This window comes from Blautia sp. TM10-2 (assembly GCF_003480845.1).
Lineage (GTDB): Bacteria > Bacillota > Clostridia > Lachnospirales > Lachnospiraceae > Fusicatenibacter > Fusicatenibacter saccharivorans.
In genome coordinates this window covers 26492-46928 of sequence record NZ_QUJZ01000015.1, presented here as the reverse complement: position 1 = coordinate 46928, position 20437 = coordinate 26492, and the positions used below count along the sequence as shown (strand labels likewise).

At 47.0% G+C, this 20437-nt stretch carries 23 protein-coding genes; 3 read left to right on the top strand and 20 right to left on the bottom strand.

Annotated features, from left to right (window positions below):
* From DXD92_RS19070 to DXD92_RS15000, 14 genes are all read right to left on the bottom strand, one after another.
* Window positions 1-556, bottom strand: a 556-nt coding sequence (locus tag DXD92_RS19070; protein WP_243104919.1) for an RNA-guided endonuclease InsQ/TnpB family protein, incomplete at its 3' end; no start/stop codon positions are given.
* Entirely contained in the window at window positions 495-1151 is a 657-nt protein-coding gene (locus DXD92_RS15060; protein ID WP_172680768.1) for an IS607 family transposase, read from the bottom strand. The genes DXD92_RS19070 and DXD92_RS15060, both read right to left, overlap by 62 nt.
* A 179-nt stretch (window positions 1152-1330) precedes the next feature.
* Window positions 1331-2281, bottom strand: coding sequence for a TadE/TadG family type IV pilus assembly protein (locus DXD92_RS15055; protein ID WP_147342475.1), 951 nt, complete (start codon window positions 2279-2281; stop codon window positions 1331-1333).
* Window positions 2235-3767, bottom strand: a complete 1533-nt coding sequence (locus tag DXD92_RS15050) for a DUF5702 domain-containing protein (protein WP_118640917.1) — start codon at window positions 3765-3767, stop codon at window positions 2235-2237. The genes DXD92_RS15055 and DXD92_RS15050 overlap by 47 nt, the downstream gene beginning before the upstream one ends.
* 156 nt (window positions 3768-3923) lie before the next feature.
* The gene (locus DXD92_RS15045) at window positions 3924-4091 is read right to left on the bottom strand and encodes a Flp1 family type IVb pilin (protein WP_022461946.1); all 168 of its coding nucleotides are present in this window, start codon (window positions 4089-4091) and stop codon (window positions 3924-3926) included.
* A gap of 50 nt (window positions 4092-4141) precedes the next feature.
* Complete coding sequence (locus DXD92_RS15040; RefSeq protein WP_055219115.1) at window positions 4142-5440, bottom strand: type II secretion system F family protein; 1299 nt, start codon at window positions 5438-5440, stop codon at window positions 4142-4144.
* 71 nt (window positions 5441-5511) lie between these two features.
* Complete coding sequence (locus DXD92_RS15035) at window positions 5512-6312, bottom strand: type II secretion system F family protein (protein ID WP_022461948.1); 801 nt, start codon at window positions 6310-6312, stop codon at window positions 5512-5514.
* Window positions 6309-7487, bottom strand: coding sequence for a CpaF family protein (locus tag DXD92_RS15030; RefSeq protein ID WP_055226604.1), 1179 nt, complete (start codon window positions 7485-7487; stop codon window positions 6309-6311). Before DXD92_RS15030 ends, DXD92_RS15035 begins: the two co-directional genes overlap by 4 nt.
* Window positions 7484-8521, bottom strand: coding sequence for a hypothetical protein (locus DXD92_RS15025; RefSeq protein ID WP_226906364.1), 1038 nt, complete (start codon window positions 8519-8521; stop codon window positions 7484-7486). Before DXD92_RS15025 ends, DXD92_RS15030 begins: the two co-directional genes overlap by 4 nt.
* Window positions 8518-9045, bottom strand: a complete 528-nt coding sequence (locus tag DXD92_RS15020) for an A24 family peptidase (RefSeq protein WP_118640916.1) — start codon at window positions 9043-9045, stop codon at window positions 8518-8520. The genes DXD92_RS15025 and DXD92_RS15020 overlap by 4 nt, the downstream gene beginning before the upstream one ends.
* 339 nt (window positions 9046-9384) lie before the next feature.
* Complete coding sequence (gene ybaK / locus DXD92_RS15015) at window positions 9385-9867, bottom strand: Cys-tRNA(Pro) deacylase (RefSeq protein ID WP_055219087.1); 483 nt, start codon at window positions 9865-9867, stop codon at window positions 9385-9387.
* Window positions 9867-10739: an alanyl-tRNA editing protein gene (locus DXD92_RS15010; protein ID WP_118640915.1), complete on the bottom strand. Its 873-nt coding sequence runs from the start codon at window positions 10737-10739 to the stop codon at window positions 9867-9869. Before DXD92_RS15010 ends, ybaK begins: the two co-directional genes overlap by 1 nt.
* 19 nt (window positions 10740-10758) lie before the next feature.
* Window positions 10759-11286, bottom strand: coding sequence for a cysteine hydrolase family protein (locus DXD92_RS15005; protein WP_118640913.1), 528 nt, complete (start codon window positions 11284-11286; stop codon window positions 10759-10761).
* A gap of 86 nt (window positions 11287-11372) precedes the next feature.
* Entirely contained in the window at window positions 11373-12194 is an 822-nt protein-coding gene (locus tag DXD92_RS15000) for an alpha/beta hydrolase (protein WP_118640911.1), read from the bottom strand.
* 356 nt (window positions 12195-12550) lie between these two features.
* Between DXD92_RS15000 and DXD92_RS14995 the strand changes: the two genes are divergently transcribed.
* Window positions 12551-12811 (top strand): DUF1292 domain-containing protein, encoded by a 261-nt coding sequence (locus DXD92_RS14995; protein WP_022461956.1) that lies wholly within the window; start codon window positions 12551-12553, stop codon window positions 12809-12811.
* Window positions 12812-12905: 94 nt separating this feature from the next.
* On the opposite strand, the gene DXD92_RS14990 is transcribed toward DXD92_RS14995, so the two are convergent.
* Window positions 12906-13358 (bottom strand): GNAT family N-acetyltransferase, encoded by a 453-nt coding sequence (locus tag DXD92_RS14990; RefSeq protein ID WP_117761906.1) that lies wholly within the window; start codon window positions 13356-13358, stop codon window positions 12906-12908.
* Window positions 13359-13374: 16 nt separating this feature from the next.
* A complete protein-coding gene (locus DXD92_RS14985) occupies window positions 13375-14709 on the bottom strand; it encodes a carboxylesterase/lipase family protein (RefSeq protein WP_117761905.1) in 1335 nt (444 codons plus the stop codon).
* Window positions 14710-15035: 326 nt separating this feature from the next.
* On the opposite strand from DXD92_RS14985, the gene DXD92_RS14980 reads away from it, so the two are divergent.
* Window positions 15036-16094 (top strand): benzoate/H(+) symporter BenE family transporter, encoded by a 1059-nt coding sequence (locus DXD92_RS14980; protein WP_117761904.1) that lies wholly within the window; start codon window positions 15036-15038, stop codon window positions 16092-16094.
* A 26-nt stretch (window positions 16095-16120) separates the two neighbouring features.
* Window positions 16121-16690: a phosphoribosyltransferase family protein gene (locus DXD92_RS14975; protein WP_117813466.1), complete on the top strand. Its 570-nt coding sequence runs from the start codon at window positions 16121-16123 to the stop codon at window positions 16688-16690.
* A gap of 87 nt (window positions 16691-16777) precedes the next feature.
* On the opposite strand, the gene DXD92_RS14970 is transcribed toward DXD92_RS14975, so the two are convergent.
* The 4 genes from DXD92_RS14970 to DXD92_RS14955 form a co-directional block, all read right to left on the bottom strand.
* Window positions 16778-17101, bottom strand: coding sequence for a branched-chain amino acid transporter permease (locus DXD92_RS14970; RefSeq protein ID WP_117509970.1), 324 nt, complete (start codon window positions 17099-17101; stop codon window positions 16778-16780).
* The gene (locus tag DXD92_RS14965; protein WP_117509971.1) at window positions 17056-17634 is read right to left on the bottom strand and encodes an AzlC family ABC transporter permease; all 579 of its coding nucleotides are present in this window, start codon (window positions 17632-17634) and stop codon (window positions 17056-17058) included. Before DXD92_RS14965 ends, DXD92_RS14970 begins: the two co-directional genes overlap by 46 nt.
* Before the next feature lie 128 nt (window positions 17635-17762).
* A complete protein-coding gene (locus DXD92_RS14960; protein WP_117509972.1) occupies window positions 17763-19457 on the bottom strand; it encodes an AAA family ATPase in 1695 nt (564 codons plus the stop codon).
* Between the two features lie 67 nt (window positions 19458-19524).
* Window positions 19525-20043: a VanZ family protein gene (locus DXD92_RS14955; protein ID WP_055226594.1), complete on the bottom strand. Its 519-nt coding sequence runs from the start codon at window positions 20041-20043 to the stop codon at window positions 19525-19527.
* Window positions 20044-20437 lie beyond the last annotated feature (394 nt).

Genomic DNA, 20437 nt, shown 5'->3' with positions numbered 1-20437 from the left:
CGTTAGAAGGATCAGCAGTTTTGTTGTCAGGAATTTCTATAAGAGCCGAAACATAATATCTGCCCGCTTTCATGGAAACATGCCCGCTTTTTATGGTATATCCTTCTTTCGTCGTAGGAATGTATCCTTTTTCTTTGATGCGAACCCATCCAAGCGACGGGATGTTAACTCTGTGTCTCTCGCAGCGACAATCTTTCGGATTATTCTTTACGAAATACATCTTCACATCAGATCTGCCTTTCTTTTTGAACTTCGGAAAAGCACTTTCATGATCGAAGAATTTTTTAAATGCAGTTTGTCCATGATTTACCGCCTGGGTCACTGCTTTTGAGTATGCTTCCTTAATCCATAAATATTCTGGATATTGTGGAAGATATTCATGATTCAGCCAGACTCTGAATTTACTGCTGCTCATGAATTTTTCGCCATTTTGATAAAGTTCCTTGTTATGGGCCAGATAGAAATTGTAAATAAATCTACAAGTTCCTATTGTTTTATGAATCCTGACTTTCTGCTCTTCTGTCGGATGGATTTCCGTCTTGAAGCTCTTTAGCAATTTCCTCGTCCCTCTCTATTTGTTTTTTATACTTACGAAGTCCATACAATCTGCAGGAGAACACATGAAGTATGGAAACAATGTCCTGTACAAGTTCTTCCTGTGGTGATAATTCTTCATTGTTTACCACCACGATCGTTGTATTGAATTTCATACAGAATTTTTCAAACCAATCATAACCGAATCGGATAAATCTGTCTTTGTGGGTTATGATGATCGTTTTTACTTTCTGTTCCATTACTTCATCTAATAATTTATTCCACTTTTTGCGGTTGTAATTAAGACCACTTCCATACTCTTCGATACATTGGTCTACAATGATTCCTCTGGCATTACAAAACTGTCGCAAAAATGCGACCTGGTTTTGCAAATCGTCTTTTTGATTTTTTGTAGATACTCTGGCATAAATAACTGCCTGACGTTTATCATTTTCGATATTTATGCCTTTGAATTGAAGATATTGGTCATACGTATAATAACGCCTGTCGGTCGGAGTTCGATTTGCTTTTAAAATTCCTTCTCTGTCCCAACGCTGTAACGTTTTAACAGATATCCCTAACAGTTCAGCAAAATCTTTCGGCTTGTAGTTTGTGATATTTGATGTGTTCATAATATGATTCTCCTTTTACATATTTAAACACGTTATATCACATTTGACAATATATTTAGTTACTTATATTTTCCTCCTTTCCGCAAACCCGAGTTTCTGTTTACCGTCCTTCTTTCCGGTCTCACCCGGAAAGAAGACACCTGCTCTGCTCATATCCGGCTTTCTTACGCCGCCTTTTTCGCGCATTTCGAGCACTGCGGCAGTCCATCCGTCTGTTCCAGTGCTACAAGTTTTACTTTACGTTTCAGCCCTTTGCAGGAAAGACTGTTATGATACCGGTTTCCGTATTTCGTATAGTAAACTTCCGCACCCGCAGCGCCATTTCCCACGCACTGTTCGCATTCCTTATATTTTTCTCCATCCTGATTCCGTTTCCACGCAAGCGCACCCGGTGAGGAAACCTGGATCGAAAGATTGATATGACTGCACGACGAATCGGTATGATACACACTGCCGTTCTCAGTCACCCACACCATCTGTTTTGCTTCGCCCTCTTCTTCATCCGCCTCCTCTTCTGTCTTTCCGCAGAACAGATGCACTTTCGCACACGCTGCAATTCCCCGGTTCCGCACCGGAACGAGGCGGTTTCCCATTTTCGGCCAGTAAATCGCTTTCAGTTCCAGCCATCCATTTTTCACACGGCTTCCTGCCAGTGTCACCATTCCATTTTCGCGGATTTCTTTTGGAATCTTTGCTTCTGCATAAGCAATGCACGCGGCCGTTTCTGGTATTTCATACGTTTCTTTTCCCGTCTCATCCACCGCGTAGGCACAAACGGAAAGATACCGCGCGGACTCCTGCAGAGATACCGTCAGCATTCCATGCAGCCGGTAAAGATCCACGATTTTTAATAACACAAGAACCGCGATCAGAAAAACAGGAAGTGCCAGTGAAGCTTCCACCGTCAGGCTTGCCCTGTTCCATTTTCGTTTTACAAAAGGCTGCTCTCCTGATCCGGATTTATAAAAATTCCCGGAAGAGTGGATAAGTTTTTTGATAAGGTTCCAGAAATAAATGTGCCGTTCAGAAGAACACCCTTTTGTATCCCTGCCGGAGTCATCCCATTTTTCAGGCTGCTCCCTGCATCTCATATCCATAATTTCTCGTAATCTCATACTCTCGTTTCCCAATTACCGCCGTAAAACCGGCTTCCAGTTCATCGACACAGCAATCCAGTCGGAAAACCGGCTGCTGCTGTTCTGTCCGCATATTGTATTCCACCAGATCCATCGCTCCAAACGTTACCGCTTTTCCCGATTTCTGCATCAAAAGCAGCCGCAGATAATCGGAATACTCCATGCCGCCCGGTGCATTTTTTCTGCTCTGATCCCCTGTTTCCAGCAGTTTCGGAAGCTGTTCCAGAGAAAGCTGCCACGATTCTGCCGTTTTGAACAGTGCTACTTTTCCACCATCCAGCAGTTCCCGCAGATCCAGAATGCTTTCTGCAAATGCCCAGCACACGGCAAGTGCCATTTTCACAACCGGCATCGCCGCCGGAACTCCAAATGACGCGGCAATTACCCCCGCCATTGCTTCCATCTCGCCCTGCTTCTGCGCATCTTTCGCCAGATACACCAGATTTGCCGCCTCCCGCAGCGCCATCAGACGGTTCACGGTTCCCGCCAGATTATCCTGGTCACTGTTTTTTCCGCAGAGCACATATTCCACCTGGCACTGCAGCCCTTCCTTCTTCTCCTTGCTAGTAAAGCACGGAAATTTCCACAGAATATATTCGGACGAAAGCATCTTATCCACAAAGCTCAGTTCTTTTCCACACTCTGCCATGCCAAACCCGCTCTGCAGCTCCCGTTTTGATGCAAGAAACGATACATCCGTTTCCCCCTGCGACAGTGCCTGCCCTTCCGGGAGGACCAGTCCTAAAATTCCCATTTTCATTACTTTTTGAATGACCTCAATCGGATTCACAAAATCTTCCGGTACCGGCTGCTTCTGATCCGGTTCCGAAGGCGTGCCGTTTCCAGATTCTCCTTCACCTTCTGTTTTTTCTGTTCCCTCTTCTGGCTGTTTGGATTCTTCATACTGTTTTAAAACCTCCTCTTCCTCGTAACCGCTCTGTCCGTCCTCCTGACGTTTCACGGTTTCCTGTTCTCCTCTTAATTTCTGGGAAAGCTGCTGTATTCCATAAGTTCCAAGGCTGGCTTTCATTGCCTCACAGATCTGACGGGAGAAAGCACTTCCCTCCTCGTCTGTCGCAAGACGATAGCCGCTAAGATAAACTTCTGTAACCTGTCCGCCAGATAAACTTCCTGATAGAATTCCCATCCCCGATGCAGTGGGGGACAGAACTTCTCCCGCAGTTTCTGCGACTTTTCTGCTCATGGTTTCAGGTTTCCAGACACCGCTCTTATCCCCGCCGTTATAAAAAAACAGCTCGTACTGTCCCAGCAGTGTTCTGTCATACCCGGCAAACAGAGAATACAGTCCCTGTTCCATTGCGCAGGCCGTCATCACCCGTGCATGGGCATTTCGCACCGACGCAATTGTCCCGGAAATCAGTGAAAGCATCAGTATCAGAACGAGACACAAATATGCTGTTATGCTTCCGGCTGCCCATCTTTTCTGTCTTTCCGTTTCCCTCATGGAATACAGCTCCTTCCACTTTACTTTTACTTTTTCGAACTTTAGATGCCGTGGATCGGATAAAGGATATACCGAGACACAGATATGCAAATGACATATAGGTCCGTACCGGCTTCTAAATTTTTCTTTGGAGTTCCGTATTGGACATTTTCCCGTTTATACGGTGTTGCTCTGGTTTGTGACCTTCTCCATCAGACTGTTGACCAGACTCACAAGCTGCTTTTTAAAGATTAGTACGAGTCCGATCAGCACAACGAGAATCAGAATCACTTCCACAACACCCACCGCATCTTCCTCTTTCCAGAACTCCGATATCAGCTTCATAATTCCCACCTCCCTCTCTTTACCAGCTGTTGTGGGGATAAAAACATCCCCTATGCATAAAAGGACAAAAATGCCGGAACCGTGAGTATGACCAATACAACCGCAAGCATCATGCCCATCGGAAGAAGAAGCTTTGTCGATGCCTTTTCTCCTGTTGTTTTCGCCTGCCTTCTTCTCTCCTCAAAGGCCTCCTGCGATTCCTGTTTCAATAATTCCAGCAGTCCTTTACTGCCTTTTTTCAGATTCTGCGTCAGCAGAACAGCAAGGGAACGATACGCTCCGGTTCCCATACGCATTCCCATGCGCTGGTACGCTTCCTGCTCGGAAACACCGTTTTCCATCTCCTGGCAGGTAAATACAATCTCTTCATAGGCAAAACGTTTCTGCCCGCCAAGCGCCAGATTTTTCCGGTAATCCACTGCAATCCGCTCGAGTACTTTCCGCATCCCAAGCCCGGCACCCAGAAGAAGAACCATTTTGCTGACAATTTCGGGATAATCCCGCAGCATCTGTTCTTCTCTTTTCTGCCTTTCTTTTTCTTGTTCCCTTCCTTTTGCCGCCCAGCAGACTGCTCCTGCCGCCGCGGCAAGTGCCATAAGTTCCAGACCTGTCAGATCCGGCACTTTTGACCATGTTACAGTTTCTCCGTTCAGTGTCTCCGGCAGATAATAGGCTGTTTCTTCGGGATGCGCTTCGTTTTCTTTTTCCACTGCTTTTTTCAGTGCCCTAAGAACCGCATCCCGCCCTTTTATCTCCGGTGGATAGACCTGAACCTTCCGTATATATTCTGTTGTTTCCCCCTGAAGTTCCAGTTCCGCTTTCAGCGTAACCTCCACTCCTTCTTCGGGAATCTCGTCTGACAGCAAACCCCGGCTGTCAATCAACAACGGCCTGTCTGTTTCCCAGCTAAGCGCCACCGGGCTTCCCGGTATTTCCGTAACCAGATCCATGTTTCTGTTTACCGTATGAAAAGACAGATTCTCACCTAAGATGATTTCATCCAGCGCCTCTATCGCCGCACTGAACGCCTCTTCTATCTCTTCTGCGCTGTAAGCTCTTGCAGGTACAGACAGTGTAATTCTTTCCGGTTTCTGATTTCCAACAGAAACCTCAAGTTTTTCCTCTGTCGGTTGGCTGCCTAAGGCACCCCGTTCCAGTTGAAGTTCCGCTTTTTCATCTCCTGAAACTTTTCGCACTCCGATCGGAAGGCAGAGTGCAGTGCCCGCTATAAACCCTGTCGCTGCAAGGCAGAAAATCCGTCTCACCAATTTGTGATCTTCCGCCTTTTTTCTCATCCGGAAATACCAGATGAACAGCCCCGCCCATGCGGTCAGACAAATCCACAACATTTGATTCCTCCCCTTTTTTGCGGACGAATCGTTATGATTCGCAGTCTTACTTTTTAAATTTCAATTGCTTCTTAAAATTCAATGTCCAGAATCTTCTTTCCAAGCACCCATGCTGCCAGATACACGGCAAGGCATCCGCTCATGAAGAAAACCCCGATTACATTCCCATACATCACACTTAAGAATTCCGGAAAGGAAAGCTGTACATATCCCAGAATTCCAAACGGCACAACACTCATAATATTCTGCTCGAACCGCCGGGAAGAAACGCCCGCACGGATTTCCCGCATCGTGTCAATTCTCGTACAGAAAATATCCCACGTATTCTGAAAGATCTCGCAGACATTTCCTCCTGTCCGCTTCGCAATCACCAGTACACTTGCAAACGTCGCAATATCGTCAATGCGGCTTCGCACCGCAAGATCCTGAAACAGTTGTTCCACCGGCACGGAAATCATCATTTTATGACGCATCCGGCGCAGTTCCTGTACCAGAATGTTTTCTTTTCCCAGCGACTGTTCCAGCTGTCCTGCCGCCTCCAGCACTGCATTTTCCATGGAATAGCCGGAACGCAGTGCCGTGTGCATCCACGCAATCAGATCCCGGAAGCTGTCGTACAGCTCCTCTTTCCGTCTCTGAATCCGGTTTTTCCGATACGTGTGAAAACATACGATTCCAACCGGAACCACAGCAATGCATGCCCACCACGCCCGGTAACAGAGCAGGTTCACAGCGGCGGCAATCCCAAGACTGATTCCCGCTATTTCGAGATATTCCCGACCGGTAAATTCCCAGGTCTGATAATCGATCCCCTTCGTCTCCTTCTCCTCTGCCATGCCCGTCTTTGCCTGGCTTCCCTCACGTATTCTCATCCTGTTTTCCCCTCCAGTTTTTCTCTGTGTACCAGTTCGCCTGTCTTTTGCAGGCCTCTCCCATATTCTCTTCGAAACAAAGAAACCGTTTTGATTTCGTCCTCCTCCATCCCTGTGATCTCTGCGATCTCCTCCACCCGACGGCTTCCATCCTCCCCGCGTCCTAAATGCACGAGAATTTCGATTCCCGATGCAATCTGGCGGCGGATTGCTTCCAACGGGAGCTGCACTCCCATCAGTACCATCGTTTCCAGACGGGAGATCATATCTTTCACGCTGTTTGCATGTGCCGTGCTCAAAGATCCCGCATGCCCGGTATTGAGTGCGGATAATAATTCAAACGTTTCCGCTCCGCGCACTTCGCCGATAATTACGCGGTTCGGCCGCATACGCAAAGCTGCGCGGATCAGATCGCGGATCGTAATTTCTGTTCCTGATTCCAGATTTGCCTCTTTTGCTTCCAGCCGCACCAGATTCTCCACACCCTGGATCTGCAGCTCTGCATTGTCTTCGATGGTTATGATGCGCTCGCCCTTTGGAATGTAGGCGGAAAGCACATTCAGAAATGTCGTTTTGCCAGATCCGGTCGCCCCGCCGATCATCATGCTGTAGCGGGTCCGGACGAGGGCCTGCAGAAACTCTGCCGCCTCTTTTGTAATACTCCCGATGGAGACCAGAAATTCCATCGTCACCGCCTGCTCCGGAAAGCGGCGGATGGTCAGAATCGGTCCGTTTAATGCGACCGGTTTCATGACAACGTTGACGCGGTCTCCATTTTCCAGCCGTGCATCCACAATCGGATTCTGTTCATTCACCACGCGGTTGCACCGGCCTACAATCTGCTGAATCACATCCTCCAGCTTTTCCGCGGAGGTAAAGCTTTTGCCGTATCTCTCGATTCTGCCGTTCCGTTCCACGAAGATATGTTGATAACCGTTTACCATAATTTCGGTAATTCCCGCATCTTCCAGCAGCTCCTGCAGGACATCGAGCCTCCGCACACTGTAGAACAGCTGTCTGCGCAGCTCCGCCTTCTGTGCCACTGGAAGATACCGTGTTTCTTCTTCCCCTAAAATCAGACCGTCAATCTCTTCGAGAACCTCTCCGTCATCCGGTTCGGATGCGATATCGATCCGCTCCATCAGTTTTCTCCGCAGAATTTCCGGCATTGTCATGTTTCTTCTCCTCTTCTGCCGTCCCGCAGAATCTGACGCACATAGTCGCCCAGCTCGCTCCAGACAAGCTCCTCAAAGTAGGCTTTTCCCGTCCGGTTTGCCGTGTGGAACGGAACGTGGATTTTCCGCATCTTGTCCAGCACCGACTGGCAGTCCCACCGGCGCAGCAAATTTTCAAACTGCTCCATTTTTGCCGCAGAAATCACATCATTCCTTATCGGAACGTAAATTTCATTGCAAAAATCCAGGATCTGATACAAATCCGCCACGCCATCCCCGAGGTCGAGAATCAGCACTTCATAACTGCTGTTCTTCTCAATCTCCTGAAACAGCCATTTCCATTCTTCATATTTTGCAGTCTGAATGTCCATCGGCGATGCGGCGGGCGGCAGATAATCCAGGTTCTGCATCGACTGGACCATTCCGCCCAGTTTGTAGATGATGCCCTGATTTTCCTGTCTCGCATAATACAGAATATCGCTCATCCCCCTGTCGTAGCTGCATTCCAGCAGCCGTTCAAATCCGGAATAGCTTTCCATATTGAGATACAGCACTGCCCGCTCCTTCGCCAGAATCTGCCCCATCGTCAGGGCAAACGAGGTCTTCTGCGTCCGTCCGACCGGCGAATAAATGCCGATAATACGCATTTCCTTTTTCGGCAGCAGTGCAGGCGATGTATCGACACCATTTTCTACGCCGTAGCACGCCATAACCTCGCGGATCACCTTTTCCGATGACTGGTATTTGTAGACCGCCGGATACTGATCCAGCACCGGACTGTGTACGCCCTCAGACAGAATGATAATCTGACGGATCGGATACCGGCGGATCTCTTCTTTCATCGCTTTATCCGAAATCAGAAGAATCTCTGTTTCGTTATTCTTTGCGAACTCCAGGAACATCTCCGCACTGGAAAACGCATGCACTTCGAACGGAATATTTCTCTTCTGGTTCAGATATTCCATAAAATTGCGTGCATATTCCATTTCCGTGTCACAGACTGCAAAAACACTCTTTTTCTTTGCAGTATTCAATAAAATCCCCCAATCCAGAGCAGCACTCCCATCAGCACGGGAACGGAAAAATGGATGCACTCCATGCCCCACTTCCCATCGTAATAGGGAACCGGCTCTGTTTTTTTCTGGTATTTTCTTTTGGTAAAATAAGTTTGGAAATAATTGAAAAATTTGGTAAGACGCTGCGGTAAATTTCCGCAGACGAGAATAATTCCGATAGATAAGACCGCTCCAGACAGGAACGACACAATCATACATTTCAGGATCGCTGGCACACCGAGAAAGCCTCCAACAGCGGATAGGAGTTTGATATCTCCCGCGCCCAGCATATGAAAATAGAACAGAATGTAAAGTGCGAGTATCGGGAAAAGCATCCCAAAAAGAAAAATACCCACTCCCGCGGCGCCATAGCGGATGAGCTGTGTAACCAGCCCGGCGATCCATGCGGTGATAATCCATTCATTTGCAATTCTGCGTGTTCTTAAATCCATCCATACCGCCCCTGTCGCAACTGTCAGTACCAGACAGTGCTGCAAAGACATTTTGTCTCTCACCTCCCGTTTCGTTTGGGTCAACTTGATTGTGAGGTCATTATAGTTGCCTCTTTTCGATTTGTCCAGCGGTTTTCGGCAATTTTTTCCGGTTTGTGAATTGCCTCCAAAAACGGGATGAAAATTTCTCACACCAAAAAGAAAAATCGTGTGAAAGGTTTTCCGTTTTTCGCGGATTCGTAGAATCGTATCGCAATTTCGCCGCTGCTTTTTGGCTATTATTTTATGATCCTTTTTTGAAAGAAATTTTCCAGCCGCATCACAGCAAAAAGAAACAGACCAGAACTTTTTTCTTCGTTCTGGTCTGCTTCCATACAGTTTTTTCTGTTTTTACTGAATAAAATCCGCATACTCCGCTCTGCTGACCTTCTTCAGATCCTCCGGCGCCATGCACAGCGTGGTTCCGATTCTTCCCCCGCTCACGTAAACTTTATCAAATTGTGCCGCACATTCCTGAATCACGGTCGGATACTGTTTTTTCATTCCGATCGGGCTGCATCCGCCGCGGACGTATCCGCTGACTGCAGTGATATCTTTGACATGGATCATCTCGATGGATTTCTCCCCCACCGCTTTCGCCGCTTTTTTCAGATCCACTTCCTCTGCGATCGGAAGCACCAGCACATAATACTGCTTGCTTTTTCCCTGTGCCACAAGCGTTTTAAACGACTGCTCGACCGGCGCGCCGGTTTTCTCTGCTGTGTGAAGCCCGTCGATAAATTCATCGCATTCATATTGAAGAACTTCGTATTTGATTTTCTGGCGGTCCAGAATCCGCATTGCATTTGTTTTGATTTCTTTTTCTTTTGCCATTATTTTCTCTCCGGTGCTCCCTGCAGTGCATACAGTTCTTTTTTGAGCTGTTTGATTTCTTTTTTCATCTCAATATTTTTCTGTTTCAGCCGTACGACAGCATCCCCAGCTTCTTCCGGTTTTACAGAAAGTAAACGTGCAATGCCGAGGGTATTGATGTGTTTTAAGCAGTAATCCGCATACGCTTTTTCACCGGAAAGCATGGTCACGCGGACGCCGCCTTTGTATTTCTGGGCACTTAAGATTTTGATCAGACGGATTTCCCCTGTTTTTGCAACGTGGGTTCCGCAGCACGCACATCTGTCGCAGCCTTCGATCGTCACAATCCGCACCTGGCCCTCGATCTCTTTTTTGCTCCGGTAATCCATGGTTTCCAGCTCTTCCTTTGACGGATAACTGATCGTAACCGGAACATTTCGAAGCACGGCTTCGTTTGCCTCCTGCTCCACATCGTAGAGCTGCTCCTCGGTCAGAACGCCGTCAAAATCAACGGTAATGACATCACTTCCCATATGGAATCCAACGTTGTTGAAACCGTAAATCCGATGCACGATACCTGACACGATATGCTCTCCGCAGTGATTCTGCATATTGGAAAAACGTTTTTCAAAGTCAAGTTTTCCAACTACCGTTTTGCCCGGCTCGAGCGGTGCTTCCACGGTATGCCAGATTTCGCCGTCGATTTCCTGTACATCCGTTACAAAAATTCCATCCAGTGTTCCCTCATCTGCCGGCTGGCCGCCGCCCTCCGGGAAAAATGCGGTCTGATCCAGCAGCACGCGGTACATGCCGCCCTCGCAGACGCTCCGTTCTACGGTTGCCTCAAATTCACCCAGGTACGCATCCTGATCAAATAATCTTGTTGTGCTCATAATTTTTCCTCTTTTCCGTCTATTCGTTTACAATGTCAATCTGGCACATTTTCATAGCTTCCAATGCATTTTTATGACTCTGCGGCGTTACGCCCGCGCACGCGGATGCATCGACCGAAATCGGCACTTCCGGATAAAATGCTTTCAGCAGCATGGCATTGGAAATCACGCAGATGTCGGTGCAGAGTCCCACGAGTTCAATGGATTCCGGCACGCCGCCTGCCAGTTTTTCGATCTCCTCCGGCAGATTTTTTGCACCGAAGGTGATTTTATTCGTCACCACGGCCTGTTTTTTCTCCGCCATTTTCTGAATTGTATCCTGCAGTGCATGACCCTTCGTTCCTTCGATACAATGCTCTACCGGAAGTTTTCTGCCCTCGGAAGTGTTCAGATAGTCTGCAAAATGTGTATCTCTGGTGCAGATGACGGCTCCGTCAAACGAATCCATCACCTCTGCAACACGGTTCACAATTTCAACCGCTTCTTTTGTGCCAAGACTTCCGTCAATAAAATCATTCTGCATATCTACTACAATCAATACCTTCATGCTATATTATCCTTTCGCCTGCTGTCATCCTGTTGATCTCATGCCGGATTTTTTTCTCATTCCGGCAGCCTTTAAAATTCCGTTTTTTATAAATGCCGCATCCAGTCAATCGCAAGAGAAATCCAGCTCTGGCACTCTTCGCGCACGGCATTTTGATACTCATAGCTCTGTGTCTCTTCGTTTGCAAGCCCAAGGCCATGGCCGCCGACCGGATAAATATGCATTTCTACCGGAATCTCCAGTGCATGCAGTGCTGTAAAGAACAGAATGGAGTTTTCTACCGGCACACAGTCGTCCGGCGCGGTATGCCACAGAAACGTTTTCGGTGTATCGAGAGTGACCTGATTTTCCAGAGACATTTCATCTACAAGGTTATCATACTGATCGCCCAGCAGATTTTTAAAGGAATCGCGGTGTGCCTTCGGACCGGATGTGATTACCGGATAGGATAACAACAGTCCGTTCGGGCGAAGCTGCTTCGCGTCTACTTCAAGCTCTTCTGCAAGAAATGTTTTCTTTTTCCAGAATACACCGTACGATGCCGCCAGATGGCCACCTGCGGAAAATCCGGCTACTACTACTTTGTTCGGATCAATGTGATATTCTGCCGCATGCTCCCGCAGATACGCAACAGTCCAGGCAAGCTGGCGAAGTGCGGTCGGGTAATGAGCTGCCGGTGCAACGCTGTAGCGCAGAATAACGGCATGATAACCTGCTCCTAAAAACCTCATCGCAATCGGCTCTGCTTCGCGGTCGGAGACCATTCCATATCCGCCGCCCGGGCAGATCACGATGACCGGACGCACACGGTTCGGATCAATTTCCTGTGAATTGTCCAGAAAATACGTGTATAATTTTCCGATTTCTTCTGTATCCTTTACTTTGACATCTAATACCTGATAATTCATAAGTTCTTCCTTTCCCCCATTTTTCCTGGCACGGCCACAGCCGTCCGTTTTTACTCTGTTGTCATTATACCGTATCAGCGCAAAATATCAAGCGTATCGCACCAGACACTTTTTTCTTTTCAAACCCAACTGCTCATAGTATAATAAATTGTAACTGTTCAGAGCCAAATAAAATTTCAAAAAACAGGTATAAAATGCTTGCATTTTTAAAACTGTTTTTGAAATTTTATTTGACGGATACGCCACACCGACGAAATGCGTAGCATTTTGGAGGCTGACTCTGAACAGTTGCAATAAATTTATATTTGCATGTTTTTGAGCGGCAAAAATAACACATAAAGGAGTATATTGCAATTATGGATTCCAATCTTATTGTCCTTACCGATCAGGACGGAAATTCTGTCCGTTTTGAGCTTCTGGATATCGTAGAATACAAGGAGGATGAGTACGCCGTTCTCTATCCGGCCGACGGCGGCGATGACGAACCGGTACACATTCTGCGCATCATTTCCGAGAATCTCGATGTCAACGAAGCCGAGTTCGAAGGCCTCGATGACGATGAACTGATCGACACCATTTATCAGATCTTCCGCGAGCGCAACGATCTGGACGACTGATTCTGCCACGCAAAAAGAGCAGCATTTTTACCTTTCACACGCCGGTAAAATGCTGCTCTTTCTTTATTCTAATTTTTCCTCTTTCTGAGGGGCATTACAATTTATACTGCATAAAATTCCCATTGTGCACAAATCCAAAATCTGTATACAACTTAACGCCCATATCCGATGCCGTAATCTGTATTGTTCCGCATCCATATTCTTTTGCATCTTCTATCACACGGGACAGCAATTCTTTTGCAATACCTCTTCTTCGATACGCCGGATCTGTAAACATACTGGACAGTAATCCAATTCTGCCGCTCGGGCATCCAAAGTATGGAGGTTTTTCTACAAATGACATTCCACTTGTTGCGATGATGCTCTCTCCGTCAACAGCAATCCAAGATACAAAAGTACCATCCGCCATATGACGTTCATAGTAATCTTTTAACGCAGGTGCTAAATCAATTTCTTCTTTTGCCCCCTCTTCGCGAAGCTGATGGATTCTCATCTGAATGAAAAAATCCAGTTCCTTTTGGGTAAGTCTTTTATATTCGATTGCCATTTTTATTTCCTTCTGCTTATTTTCTCACATCCAGCACCTGCACATACGGGTCGTCCTTTGTGCATGGTTTCCAGTCGTCTTTTCCCTCTGCGTTCGGGTTTCCGGTTTTCATGAAATTGGTCCAGTCGTCCATCATTTCTTTGCTGAGGGCATAGTCGCCTTCGGTTTTCGGGCGCCAGCTTCGGCCCAGGGTTCCGAACATGTACCAGAGTTCGGAGGAATGGAACGCTCCGGCGTCGTCACCTAACAGGGCACGGGTGAAGTAGTAAACGTAAGCCGGTTTTCTTCCGAGTTTTTCCAGCGCAATGCTCCAGTTGATGCATCCCTTATAGATGCCGCCGTGCTCGCCTTTTTCTTTCATCTCCGGGAACACGCCGATGTCGTCTGCGGTTGATCCGAGCATATATGGGATGTCCTTGATTTTTCCTTCGGTTACGGCATCGTTATAGCCGCAGGTCAGCAGATGATTGTCGATGTTCGGTACGAAGCTCAGCATTCTCGATGGATTTACGCGGCCAAACTCCTCCTGCAGCTCCACAATTTTCTCAGCCGGAATCGCACGCAGTTCTTCCAGCGATTTTGCTCCGCTAAGCTCTATAAATTCCTGGCCGATGGTTTCTGCCTCGGAAAGCGGCATATCGCGGTTCAGTCCGGTGTCGTAGCCGCCGGCGCTCTGGAAAATGGCTTTGCTGATCCAGTTTTCAGTCAGCGGAGAACTGACGAGTGTCTGTACGCTCATGCATCCCGCGGACTGGCCGAATACGGTGATATTTTCCGGGTCGCCGCCGAATGCTGCGATATTTTCTTTTACCCATTTCAGTGCTGCGATCTGGTCGAGAATCGCGTAGTTTCCGCTTCTTCCGACACCGCTCTCCTCGGACAGCCACGGATGTGCCAGAAATCCGAAAGCACCGAGACGGTAATTGATCGTAACGAGAATCACGCCGCGTTCGCAGTAAGCAGATCCATCAAATTCGGATTCGTGGCTGAAGCCGTGCATAAACGCGCCGCCGTGAATCCAGAAAGCAACCGGCAGTTTTTCATCCACTGTATTTGCCGGTGTCCAGATATTTAAGTACAGACAGTCCTCACTCTGCTTCATGCCGAATTCCGGGTCGAGATAAAACTCTTTTCCATAGAAGGAGTCCGGCTCATGCTCGGTCTGCGGGCAGACGCATCCGAAATGATCCGCCTTATAAACGCCCTCCCAGCACGCCGGCTCTTCCGGCGGGCAGAATCGTTTTTCGCCTACCGGCGGCTTTGCGTACGGAACGCCGCGGAATACCGTGTAGCCGTCTTTTTGCACACCATGAATCTGTCCATATTTTGTTTTTGTCTCTGTAATTGCCATAAGTAAAAATCCCCTTTCCATTTCTTATAACTGTGATAAAAACCCTCATACAGATTTAGTATAGCAAATCTTTTTCTTCGCTTCTATATGCACAATTCCAAATAATGGCACCCAGTTTTGTAACTATTGATTATTGGTTATGCAGACATTTAAAAATCCTCTTGATTTATTAGCACACAGAAATAATAATATTTTGTATATAAGATTGACTTATTATCACTGACAAAAACCTTTCATGACTGATCTGGTTTACTTTGACCGGTTTTGGTGCTACACTTTTCTTTGCTTCAAAACGACATATTTCATAGTGAGGAGGAGTATTTAGTATGAAAGCCATTTTAACAGATCTTCTGGCAATCATCGGCGTTGTGCTGAATGGTCTGCCGCAGGGTCTTCTTGCTCTGACGTTTGGATTTGCATCGGTTCCGACGGCGCTGGCATTCTTTGTTGGTGCGGTGGGCAATACGATTACGCAGAGTGTCGCACCAATTTCCTTCCAGGCGGAGACGATCACTTACGCCGGAACGGCTGGAAAAGACCGTTCGGAACGCTGTACGATGATTTTTATCGGCGGTGTGATTATGGCTCTGATCGGAGTGTTTGGACTGCTGACAAAAATCGTAAACTTTGTAGGTGAGGATGTTGCCTATGGAATGATGGCCGGTGTCGGTATCATTCTGGTAAAGGCCGCGATCGATATGATCAAGAGTGATGCCATTTCCGGCGGTGTTTCCCTGGCCGCAGCACTGATCACCTATTACTTTACCAAAGCCAGTGCCAATACCCTGGTTTATACCATCGTCATTTCCGTTGTAGCATCCTGCATTGCCAATGCATTTTTCAACAAAGAGAAATCCAGCATTGTCGTAGAGGATGATAAATTTGTCCGCCAGAAATTTACAATCAATGCCAACGTAATTCTCGGCGCACTCGGTATGGTCTGCCTGAACATTGGTTCCAACATTTCCTTCGGCGGAATTACCGCAGGAATGGCAACCGGTGGAAATTACAACGTCGATAACCTGACCGTGATTTCTTCCCTGGCCGATATGTTTTCTTCCTTTTTCGGAGGAGCCCCGGTTGAGGCAATCATTTCCGCAACTGCCAATGCACCGCACGCTGTATGGGCTGGTGTCATCATGATGGTTGTGATCGGTGTAATTCTGCTTCTGAAACTGCTTCCGAAAATCGGAAAATTTGTTCCGTCTTCTTCGATCGCAGGTTTCCTGTTTGTACTCGGTATCTTCAAAACCGTTGTACTGGATGCGCCGTCTGCCTTCGCTGTCAATGCAGCCGTCGGCGGAACCACAATGGTTGTCACTGCAGTAACAAACCCGTTCCTCGGAATGCTGGCCGGTGTTGCTGCAAAACTGCTTGGATTATAAATTCAGTAACATAAGAGGAAAATCGTATGAAAGAATACAGCATGGAGCTCTGCGGAGTGAAAAGAACACTTCCATTTATCCCGATCAGTGAGGAGATGGCGTTTGCAAGCTTTGTTGTCCTTGGTGACACCGAGCTGGTAAGTGCATGTGCGCCGGAGCTGGTCGCAAAAATCGGAGAAGTCGATGCCATTGTCACCGCAGAAGCGAAAGGTATTGCCCTAGCGTATGAAGTAAGCAAAGAGCTGGGCCATAAAGAATTTATCGTTGCACGAAAAAGCACAAAATCCTACATGAAAGATGTGGTTTCCGCATCCGTTCATTCGATTACAACAGCGGGTGAGCAGCATCTTTATCTGGATGGAAAAGACGCAGATAAAATCCGCGGCAAACGTGTCTGCCTGCTGGATGATGTCATTTCCACCGGCGAGTCCCTGCACGCACTGGAATGCCTGATGGCGAATGCCAGTGCAGAGGTTGTAAAAAAAGCAGCGATCCTTGCTGAGGGCGATGCTGCTGATCGAAAAGATATTGTATTTCTGCAGAAGCTTCCGTTATTCAAAAAGACGGGCGACGGAGAGTACGAAGTCATCGAATAATTGCCAATCCTTCTAATGCATATAGAGAATAGAAAAACGGTGCAGTTCTGAATTTCTGCCATGAATTCAGAACTGCACCGTTTCTTTTTAAAAGAGACGCAGAAGCATCATATACGAAATGGTTCCAAGAAGGATGGAGACGAGGGTCTGGTGTTTCCATTTGTAGGTGATAAAAACGACCGCTGCTGCGAGCAGTTTCGGTACTGCGGCAGAGATACCGCCGGTGGGAATATCTTTCATACAGTAAATGATCAGTACCGCCATGATGGCAGACGGCAGTGCCTGGCCGAGTCGTTCGAGTGATGCGGGCATTTTACGGCTGCCGGAAAATGCAAGAAACGGGAGTGCACGGAGTCCGAAGGTGATCAGAGCGGAGACAGCGACAGCGTGTGCTTCTCTGCTTTTTCCCATTGGTCAATGAAGATAATGAGAAACAGGGCTGTCATACAGAAATCAAGGCCCGTCAGGTCAAATGGAACGATCTGGCCTAAAATGCCGCCAAGAACCGAACCAACTATCCAATAGCAGCGGCTGAACAGAGCGACGAGGAACATGGTGTCCTCTTTTTCTTTTTTCGGAAGATCTAAGGTACAGTTTACGGCGTATGTCTCATCGGTCATCGTGTGAATCATGTACAGCTTGCGGCGCCCCATCTGTTTGAATTCCTTCAGGAAGGTAATGCTGTAAAAACTCTGGCGGCTGTTCATCAGAAGTGCAGTGAGCGCAATGGTGATGAGGGAAGCGCCGCTAGAAAGAAACGTAATCAGAACGAACTGGAACGCGCCCGTATAGACCGTCAGACTTACCAACAGTGAATCATACCAGGGAAAGCCGGCGGATGCCATCATCATGCCGTAGGCCATGCTGACGAAAACGTAGCTGCAGAAAATCGGGATGGATTTTACGAAAGCAGTTTTTAAGGTAGTGGAAGAAAATCGTTTCATAGATAAAATATCCTCACGTAAAAATAAATTTTAAAAATTAAATTTATCATACTATCTATATCATAGTGAGTCAATAGGAATACCATTTTACGCCAAAAGAAACGGATGACCTTCATCACCCGTTTCTCTCATTCTGCTCCAATCAATACATTCTTCCCCGCAAATGCAAACCCATAATGCCGGATCCTTTCCTGCGGCACGCCAAGGGCCACCAGTTCTGCGTCGTATTTTTTATCCACGATCTGTTTTAAAGCCTCCTGCACCGCATCTTCCAGTGTCTCCTTTTTTACCCGGCTGCAGACTTTAAATTCAATAATAATCGCCGGATCTTTTTCTCTATTCTTCGGAATCATCATCACATCATACCGTCCAAATCCACTTTCCCGATTCGACCGGATCTGATAACACTCCGCACGCTCTGCCATCAGTCCCAGGACGAAGCCATGATAGAATCGTTCCGGCTCCAGACTTTCACTGTTCTCTCCGCCAACGTCAAAATGGCTGAAGGTTGCAAGTGACACTTTATTCATATAATAATTCATCGCTTCCAGATCGCCCTGCATCAGTGCTTTCACAAAGCTGCTGTACCCAGCTTCCGATGCTTCAAACCATCCGCGGAACATATCATCAAACATGCTCACCGTTTCCAGATTGGTGATACGGAGCTGATACCACGGCTTCAAAGTAATTCCGCGATACTCCACCTCTTCCGCTTTCAGATAACCGCTCGCGAGAAGCAGACTCCAGATTGCATTTTCATTGTAATCCAGCTGTTCAAACACCATCTGCTCATCAAAGTTCACCGTGACTGCCTGTCCGTTCAGTAGATCTTCCATATACTCTTTGATTTCCGGCGAGGCGGTGCGGATCAGCTTTCCTGCCAGACCGTTCGAACTCGTATCTGCCCAGTACGGGCGCAGTTTCTTTTCTTTTAAATAATTGGTAATCGACCATGGATTGTAGATATCGCGGTGTCCGCCAAAGATAAATCCATCATACCACTGCTTCACAACGTCCTTTTTGTCTCCCATTCCGAACTCGTCCAGAGATGCAAAAACTTCCTTTTCGGTAAATCCAAAACAGTCCGCATACAGATCCGATGTCGTCGTCACCACACGCAGATTATTTAAGTCAGAAAAAATACTTTCTTTCGAAACCCTCGTGATTCCGGTCATCATCGCACGTTCCAGATAAGGATTCGTTTTAAACGTCGCATTAAACAGACTCCGCACAAACGTTGTAAATTCCGCCCAGTAGCCATGGACATACGCTTCCTGCATCGGCGTGTCGTACTCATCCAACAGAATAATCACTCTTCTGCCGTAATACCGCGCCAGATACATACTCATATTATTGAGTGCCGCTGCGGCCTCCGCATCGCCCATATGCAGATTGACCTCGTTGTATGCTTTCTTCTCATTTCCGCTCAGCAGATCCCCATCCAGAAGATACCGGTTTTCTTCATATACTCTCGCAATCTGCTGTTTGATCTGGATTTTCGCTTCCGAAAGCTGATCTGCTTTCACGGCTGCAAAACTCAAAAAGATCACCGGATATGTTCCCTGAAGTTCCCGATATTTTCCTTCTTCCCAAACGCCAAGTCCTTCAAACAGATCGCCCCGGACGGCATATTTATTAGAGAAAAAGCAGTCCAGCATGCTCATATTCAGTGTCTTGCCAAAGCGGCGGGGGCGGGTGATCAAGGTGATTTCATCCCCGTTTTCCCACCAGTCCTTGATGAAGTGAGATTTATCCACAAAGAAATAATGGTTTTCCCTTAAGGATGCAAAATTCTGTTTTCCTATACTGATTACTTTTTCCATCCATCACACCTGCTTTCGGAATTTGTCCTTTTCTCGATTATACACTATCCTTTCCTGAATTCCAATCTTAAAACATCCTATTCGCCGCAAACGTAAAAAACAATAACGCCAGAAACAGCACTTCCAGCACCGCTCCCAGAATGGTAATGATCTTTCCCGTCTTCTCTTTCCAGATTTTTTTCATCCCCAGATACAATAGAATTCCGATCACCGCGCCAAGCGTATTATCGATCACATCCGTAATATCACTCGCGCCGATCGCAAAAATATACTGCGTCACCTCAAAAAACAGGCTCAGTCCCGATGCAAGGAGAATGCGGTTCTGGATTTCGCTGTCCGGATAGAAGGCTGAGATGCAGAGGCCGAACGGCAGAAAGACCAGCATATTTTCGATAATTTCACTAATCTGCACTTTCCCGTTCACCACAACCGACGCCGCATACGGAATCAGATTAATCCCCCGCAGGTGCGGAATTTCTTCCGGGCGCAGAGCGAATTTGAATAAAATGCACCAGACAAGTAGCGCCAGGTAAATGCCGAATACCACAAGTAATGCTTTTGATTTTTTCTCGTTTTTCCAGGTCATGTTCTTTCCTCTCTCATCTTCACTTGATAAGAGGATTCTACCAAAACATTCTTAGGATTCCGCTTCTTCTTTTCCAAAGAAATCCCTATAGATTTCCTAAGATTTTCTGATGCTCAGATTCTTTTACATTTCTTCATCATGCCAATTTATTATATCTTTCATATCAATTATATCTTTTACATATCGCAAAAAACTGTGTATAATACCCCGTGGGCAGAGAAAAGAAGCGGGATGAAAATCCCATATTCCCCTGGGACAGCAGTATTCTCCCCACTGCTGTCTCTCCTTTCAGTGAAGGCTGTCGCAGACAGTTTTCTGTGGTGTAGGTAAAAGAGGAGGCCGTGCACTGAGCACAGCCTCCTCTTTTCGTGTTTTTCATCTTTATTTTTTCATC